Origin of the sequence: Undibacterium sp. GrIS 1.2 (assembly GCF_040544435.1) — a bacterium.
GTDB lineage: Bacteria > Pseudomonadota > Gammaproteobacteria > Burkholderiales > Burkholderiaceae_D > Undibacterium.
In genome coordinates this window covers 39,332-46,308 of sequence record NZ_JBEONP010000040.1, presented here as the reverse complement: position 1 = coordinate 46,308, position 6,977 = coordinate 39,332, and the positions used below count along the sequence as shown (strand labels likewise).

Sequence of the window (6,977 nt, the reverse complement as noted above, 5' to 3'; positions counted from 1 at the left end):
ATTGCTTTTCCATTTCCACTCCATCTCATTATTGAAATCGTGAGCTTGAAGGATTTAGATTTGACTTGATAGTCTGGGGTTTATGGAGCGCTTACAATTAACTGCGGCGCCATACTACAATAGCAATTGGCGTCAATCGATTGGCATTCATTTGTATCAAGGCATATTCATTAAGGAGGGAGTAGTTCATGGCGACGAGTGATCCAAGAAAAAATCTGCTCACTGCTAAGCTAGATTTTGAAGCCGTGGATGGCGGACCCATCAAAACCTCGGCTATCAGCGATGAAAGTTTAGACGAATGGGGTTTTAATCTTGATCCGGCTAAGATTGAATCAAAAGAGAATGACAAAGTAGACAAGACCGTTGCAAGTGTCCCAGTTTCTCCGGCTTTGCAAGCACCACCGATGATCCCTCTGAGCCAAAAAGCAGCGCGGGTTGGTGCCAATCAAAAAAAATCACCACCGCCAGATCCGCCCAGAAGAAAAACGGTCACGGTCAGAAAAAAAGACAACTTCGCCCAATATGCCGCCAGTGTCATTTTGCTGGCGTTTATCGGTATTACGGTGGCGATCTATACCTACGTCAATCGGGCGCCGACCAACGATATCGCAATCAGCTATGCCGCATTGCCTGAAGCGGTCGTCAACATCGATGGGCAAGTGACCAGGATGCAAGTTACGATTCAGGTAGATAACGAAGATCTGGATTGGTTACAAGAGAACAAAAAGAACCTTAACGATATATTCCAAGTTGCGGTTTCTACTACCGAGCCAGATGCTTTGCGCACTCCAGAAGGTTTTACGACGATGCAAAATAATCTTAAAAAACGCTTTAATACCGAGCTGAAGACCGATAAGGTGCAGGCTGTTTTACTTACAGAATTATTGTTGCAGGATAAATCTTAAGCTCAATTGGTTTTTTGCTGCGGTATTGACATACCGATGGCGATCACCTCGGCAGTTTATTTTTTGTGGCTGGTAAGCCTGGAGAGATAGATTTTAATATACTCCCCATTTATTTTTTAAAAAATGCCACATTGTCCAAGATTTATATGGACAATTAAAATATACTGGATATGAGTATATTTCTTGTTTGAACTTTAAAAACGGACTTGTCGTCAATTCCTAAGCCAGAACTTGTGTAGCGATTCTGGCGTCAATTAAGTACAAACTTAGTCTTGTTTAATCGCTTTATTGTGGGTGGTCATGCTCTCTTTTGCGCTCGCCCAAAAGAGTTGAAAGCATGGTAATGTCACAGCCAGATTATTTTATTCAGGGTGCGGTTATATGACGAAGACAGAAAAATCCATCGAGTTTGAGTTCATAGCAGGATTGACTGCCGAGTTATCGTCCAACGAATTAATTTTCCCCACATCGTTGAATGCGACGATGAAAATCCGACGCGCTCTTAGCCAGCCAGAAATGTCGATTGACGTGGTAGTCAGAATCGTCAGTGCAGAGCCGGTATTGTCTGCGCAGATGCTGCGTTTAAGCAATTCTGCAATGGCTAATCACACAGGTAAAAAAATAGTTGATCTGCGTTCTGCAATTATGTTGTTAGGCTTTACCGCTGTGCGTAATGTCGCTATCTCGGTCGGGATGAAGCAATTAGTCGACCAAAAGCGGAATGAGGTTTTATCCAAAAATATGGATGGTTTGTGGACCAGAAGTCTGCGCGTTGCTGCCTTATCTTCAATCATCGCAAAACGTATGACGCGATTAAGTCCTGACAAAGCGATGTTAGCGGGCTTACTGCATGACGTCGGCAAGTTTTATATTATGAGTAGGGCAAGCCACTATCAAGGCTTGTTTGTTTCCGATAGCGCGCTGTGGGAGTTAGTCGATCATTGGCACGCCAGCATCGGTGCGGCAATTTTAGAAAACTGGGATCTGGATCAGGATATCCGTGACGCTGTGATGGATCATCGTATGATTAATTTGCCATTGACTAGCAAACCTAGTTTGACGGATGTGGTAGCTACGGCGGATTTTCTGGACGCACATTTTGTCAACGACTCGCTGTCCGGACTCGATTGGGAGGCGATGCCGTCTGCACTGAAAAATCTTCAGCTCGATGCTGATAAATGCCAGATGTTAATGAATGAATCAAAAGTGGAATTAAGTCTGATTCTGCAAGCTATTGCCTAAAGCCTGAATAGTAGACATTTAATTTTGGGGTATTTTTGGGGTATTTCAATGGTCGGCGAGTTGCGTTGATTTTTTTTGCCTGTTCATTTAAGTGCCATCATTTGCAATTGCGCTTTCTCACCTTGCTTTCTTCTTCTCTTCCCACCTTTCATCTTCCATTTCACTTCAACTCATGCCACGGAGTTGTCACAGAAAATCTTGGCAAACAGTTCCGGGATTTTGTTACACTTGCCGCCTTGCATCGGAACTATCTTTACTCCTGAACTGCCGTTACTCCTTCAATTTCTTATTTGCAGAGACCTACCTTGTTCAATCATAAACGTTCGACTATCCAATTCATTGCGACCACGTTTGCAATGACGACAACAGCTCTGTTTGCACTTGGTACTGCCAGCATGGTTGCCCACGCCGACGAGGGACAATGGCAGCCTTACCAATTACCACAATTAAAAGCAGAGCTAAAACGTATCGGTATCGCCATCCCTGCCGAGCAGTTGGCTAACTTAAGCAAGTTACCGATGAGTGCCATGGTGGCGCTGCCTGGTTGCTCGGCCTCGTTTGTGTCTGACGCAGGTTTGGTCGTGACCAATCATCACTGTGCTTATGGTGCCGTGCAGCGTAATTCCAGTGCGACGCGTAATTTAATCGCCGATGGTTTTTTAGCGAAAACTCGTGCCGAGGAATTGCCAGCCGGACCCAGTGAACGTATCTATGTGACGGATAAAGTAGAGACCGTGACAGACAAAGTAACTGGTAATTTAAGTCCGAATTTATCGGGATTGGAACGCAATAAGCAAATCCAGAATCGCATCAAGGTACTGATTGCTGAGTGTGAGCAAGATAAAGCTTATCGCTGTTCGGTGCCGAGTTTTCATCGTGGTCTGGAGTATTACCGGATACGCCAATTGATGATACGTGATGTGCGTCTGGTGTATGCACCGTCGGATAAGATCGGCAATTTTGGCGGTGACGTGGATAATTTTGAATGGCCGCGCCACACCGGTGATTTCTCGTTTATGCGCGCTTATGTGGGCAAGGATGGACGTCCTGCTGACCCTTCACCAGAGAATATTCCTTACTATTCCAAAGACTTTTTAAAAGTATCTGCTGAGGGTTTAAAAAACGGTGATCCGATTTTGTTGGCGGGTTACCCAGGTCGCACCAGCCGCTACAAATTGCCGACAGAAATCCGCTCAGCGCGTGACACCAGTTATCCCCGCCGTGTCGCCGAAAACCAGGCAGATCTGGCAACGATCGCGCTGGCGACAAAAGACAATCCAGAATCAAGCGTACGTTATGCCAGTGTGGTTAAGAGTATTAACAATGGCATGAAAAAAACGGAAGGTCTGATTGATGGTTTTGCACGCAAAGATATTGCCGCCATCAAAGACGTACAAGAGGCGCAATTCCGGTTATGGTTTGCCGCTCATAGCAATGCCAATGATAAAAATCTGCTGACTGAGCTAGACACCGCCATTGCTGCTGATATCGCTTTAGGTGAGCAAGAGTTTGCGATGTCCGTTGCGCTGCACAGCGATATGTTCCGCAGCGCACGCAGCTTGTATCGCCTGGCCTTAGAGCGTAAAAAGCCTGATGCTGAGCGTGAGCCTGGCTATCAGGAACGTGATATTCCTTTTCTCAAAGCGCGCCTCTCCGGCTTAGAGCGATCTTTTGTCAGCAGCGTCGATCAGGCGCGCTGGCAAGCTGCGATGCAGCGTTATGCACAATTGCCAGCCGATACCCACCCGCAGGGTTTGGATGCGCTGCTGCCAGCGGTTGACGCGATTGCACCCTTGTACGCTCAGACCAAATTGACTACCACCGCGCAGCGTCTGGCATGGCTGGATAAAGATGCCGACAGCATGGCTCAATCGGATGATGCATTTTTACGTTTAGCCAGTAAGGTTTATCCGATGGGTCAGATTATGGAAAACCGCCGCAAAGAAATTGATGGCAATTTAGAACGCATTATCCCGCGTTATATGCAAGCTTTTATCAATTGGAAAAAGTCGCAAGGCAAGCCGGTGTATCCAGATGCCAATTCCACCTTGCGTGTGACCTTTGGTACCGTTGCACCTTATTCACCACGTGATGGCATTAGCAAAGGTCCGTTCACCACGGTAGAAGGTATTGTAGAAAAAAATACAGGCAAAGAGCCATTTAATGTGCCACCAGCGGAGCAAGACGCGATCAAGGCAAAGCGTTATGGCGTTTTCCGTGATGCGGTCTTGGGTACCGTACCAGTCAACTTCTTGTCCAGTGCAGATACTACTGGCGGCAATTCTGGCTCTGCTGTGATGAACAAACATGGTGACCTGATCGGCTTAAATTTTGATTCAACTTACGAATCCATTACCAAAGACTGGTACTTCGACAGTGCGATTACGCGTGCTATCCATGTGGACATTCGCTACATGCTGTGGGCGATGAAAGAGATTGATCATGCAGACAATGTATTGCAAGAGATGACGATCAAGTATCCATCGCATCCAAAATAATTTGTTTTGATCAAATGAGATGAAGTGCAATAAAAAAGACCAGGCAAAATTGTTTGGTCTTTTTTATTTGAAATTCCCACACCTTATTGGGCAAATCGTCCCAGAGGCTTAGTGAAGAGGTCATAATAGAGAACCTATTGATTGCCTCAACAATGGCATTTGTATTTAGGTTTGCAAGTGCAATCAAACTAAGCTCTTCTATGACACTCCCACTGTTCACATCTGATTTACTAATAAAGCGACTGAAGGCAAGCGCCTTGCTACCAAGGCTGCCAGCGCTAGTGACGCTCTCAGTTGTATGTTTACTGTTCAGCCAAGCTGCTATGGCGCAAGCTGTACCAGATACCTTAAGCCAGCGGCTCATGGCATGCACTTCTTGTCACGGCAAACAGGGTAGGGCGGCTAATGATGGCTACTATCCGCGTATTGCAGGCAAGCCGGAGGGATACCTGTTTAATCAGTTGAAAAATTTTAAAGACGGCAAGCGCACGTATCCTGTCATGACTTATATGGTGGGTAATATGTCAGACGCTTACCTGCAAGAGATCGCTACGTTTTTCTCCGATCAGCATCCGCCTTATCCAGCACCGCAGCAATTGGATATTCCGGCTGCATCGATAGAACGCGGGCGGCAGTTGGTGCAGCATGGTGATACGCAGAAAAAAATCCCTGCCTGTGTATCCTGTCATGGCGAAAAGATGATCGGTGTTGCTCCTTTTATCCCCGGCTTACTTGGATTACCGCGTGATTATATTAACGGGCAACTTGGTGCCTGGCAAACGGGTAGCAGACATGCGCAAGCACCGGATTGTATGGAGCAGATTGCCCAAAAATTAAGTCCCCAAGATGTAAGCGCGGTATCTGCATGGCTGGCGTCACAAGCCCTACCTGCCGATCCGCTGCCAATCGCAGCAAAAGACATGACCGCATCTTTGCCTATGCGTTGTGGCAGCGTACCGCTAATGGGAGCTAAGTAAATGAAGCGTATTTTCTTAGCGATGTTAGTTGTATTGGTGGCGGGTACTTCTGCCTTATTTGCGTATGGCTATTATTTAGGTGATACCGTTGTTATACGGTCGGAACAGCCTGCATCGGCGATATCATCTGCGCCAACAACCGCCAGCAATATTGCGGCGCAGATTACTAAAGGTGAATATCTTGCGCGCGCAGCGAATTGCATGGGCTGCCACACCACGCGAGGCGGATTGGCCTATGCCGGCGGTCGGGTAATTTCTTCTGAGTTTGGTGATTTTATCTCGCCCAACTTAACGCCAGACGTCGCTACCGGTATTGGTAGCTGGAACGCCGATCAGTTTTGGAATGCGCTGCATAACGGCAAATCCAAAGATGGTCGCTTGTTGTATCCCGCATTTCCCTTTACGAATTACACCCAGATCATGCGGAAAGATGCCGACGCGATGTTTGCCTACTTCAAATCGATCCCCGCAATTCAACGCGAGAATCAGGCGCATGCTTTGCGCTTTCCGTATGATCAACGTCCTTTACTGGCATTCTGGCGCGCTTTATATTTCCGTCCGGGCGAATATCAGAGTGACAGTAAACAAAGTGTTGACTGGAATCGAGGTGCCTATATGGTAAAAGGTCTGGCACATTGTGGCGCTTGCCACACCAGTCGCAATGCTCTCGGTGCCAGCGATACGGGGAATGAATTAGGTGGGGCAGTCATGCCGATCAGCCATTGGTACGCACCATCCTTAGTGGCTAAAGATGGGGCAGCGGATGACGCTATGTTAAGCAACTGGTCGGGCGATCAGGTCAGTGCCTTACTCCACACAGGCGTATCAGAAAAAGCCCACGCATCCGGCCCGATGGCAGAAGTGGTTGTCAATAGTTTGCAATATCTCAACGACTACGATATCCACGCAATGGCGAATTATTTACAAGCATTGCCCGCCGCTAGCAAGCCCAAGCCAGATGCACTGGACCGTGCCATTGCTAACCGTGGCGAAAGCAAAGAAGAGATGGCGCGCATCATGCAAGAGGGCGGCAGTATTTATAAAAATCACTGCATTGATTGCCACGGCGCAGAAGGCAAAGGCGCAGGGACAATCTATCCTGCACTTAAAGCGAATCCTGCAATTTTAATGAGTAATGCAGGCAATCCTATCCGCATCATATTATCGGGCGGCTTCCCTGCAACAACCGCAGGCAATCCAAGACCTTACGGCATGCCCCCATTTGCACCGACGCTGACCGATGGCGAGGTCGCGTTAGTGTTGTCGTATGCGCGCAATGCCTGGGGCAATCAGGCCGGTGTGGTCAGTGCGTCTGAGGTGAATCGTTACCGGACTGCGCCTCTGGATTAAATTAA

Annotated in this window: 6 protein-coding genes; 5 read left to right on the top strand and 1 reads right to left on the bottom strand. The window is 47.4% G+C overall.

Annotated elements, in window-relative coordinates:
* Positions 1-188: 188 nt before the first annotated feature.
* The 3 genes from AAKU61_RS16265 (at position 189) to AAKU61_RS16255 (ending at position 4,645) form a co-directional block, all read left to right on the top strand.
* Entirely contained in the window at positions 189-905 is a 717-nt protein-coding gene (locus AAKU61_RS16265; protein ID WP_354333940.1) for a flagellar basal body-associated FliL family protein, read from the top strand.
* A gap of 381 nt (positions 906-1,286) precedes the next feature.
* The gene (locus tag AAKU61_RS16260; RefSeq protein WP_354333938.1) at positions 1,287-2,147 is read left to right on the top strand and encodes an HDOD domain-containing protein; all 861 of its coding nucleotides are present in this window, start codon (positions 1,287-1,289) and stop codon (positions 2,145-2,147) included.
* Between the two features lie 356 nt (positions 2,148-2,503).
* On the top strand, positions 2,504-4,645 hold the full coding sequence (locus tag AAKU61_RS16255; protein ID WP_354333936.1) for a S46 family peptidase: 2,142 nt from the start codon (positions 2,504-2,506) through the stop codon (positions 4,643-4,645).
* Between the two features lie 10 nt (positions 4,646-4,655).
* Here the strand turns inward: AAKU61_RS16255 and AAKU61_RS16250 are convergent, their stop codons facing one another.
* On the bottom strand, positions 4,656-5,009 hold the full coding sequence (locus AAKU61_RS16250) for a hypothetical protein (protein ID WP_354333935.1): 354 nt from the start codon (positions 5,007-5,009) through the stop codon (positions 4,656-4,658).
* Here AAKU61_RS16250 and AAKU61_RS16245 point away from each other — a divergent pair.
* Both AAKU61_RS16245 and AAKU61_RS16240 read left to right on the top strand, forming a co-directional pair.
* The gene (locus AAKU61_RS16245) at positions 5,008-5,622 is read left to right on the top strand and encodes a c-type cytochrome (protein ID WP_354333933.1); all 615 of its coding nucleotides are present in this window, start codon (positions 5,008-5,010) and stop codon (positions 5,620-5,622) included. The two genes, AAKU61_RS16250 and AAKU61_RS16245, sit on opposite strands and share 2 nt — an antisense overlap.
* Complete coding sequence (locus AAKU61_RS16240; protein ID WP_354333931.1) at positions 5,623-6,972, top strand: c-type cytochrome; 1,350 nt, start codon at positions 5,623-5,625, stop codon at positions 6,970-6,972. It abuts the gene before it with no gap.
* Positions 6,973-6,977: the final 5 nt, after the last annotated feature.

Bases quoted from the DNA above. Each gene is read 5' to 3' on its own strand.
- AAKU61_RS16265 (WP_354333940.1), top strand. From the start codon at position 189: ATGGCGACGAGTGATCCAAGAAAAAATCTGCTCACTGCTAAGCTAGAT.
- AAKU61_RS16260 (WP_354333938.1), top strand. From the start codon at position 1,287: ATGACGAAGACAGAAAAATCCATCGAGTTTGAGTTCATAGCAGGATTG.
- AAKU61_RS16255 (WP_354333936.1), top strand. From the start codon at position 2,504: ATGACGACAACAGCTCTGTTTGCACTTGGTACTGCCAGCATGGTTGCC.
- AAKU61_RS16245 (WP_354333933.1), top strand. From the start codon at position 5,008: ATGGCATGCACTTCTTGTCACGGCAAACAGGGTAGGGCGGCTAATGAT.
- AAKU61_RS16250 (WP_354333935.1), bottom strand. From the start codon at position 5,009: ATGAGCCGCTGGCTTAAGGTATCTGGTACAGCTTGCGCCATAGCAGCT.
- AAKU61_RS16240 (WP_354333931.1), top strand. From the start codon at position 5,623: ATGAAGCGTATTTTCTTAGCGATGTTAGTTGTATTGGTGGCGGGTACT.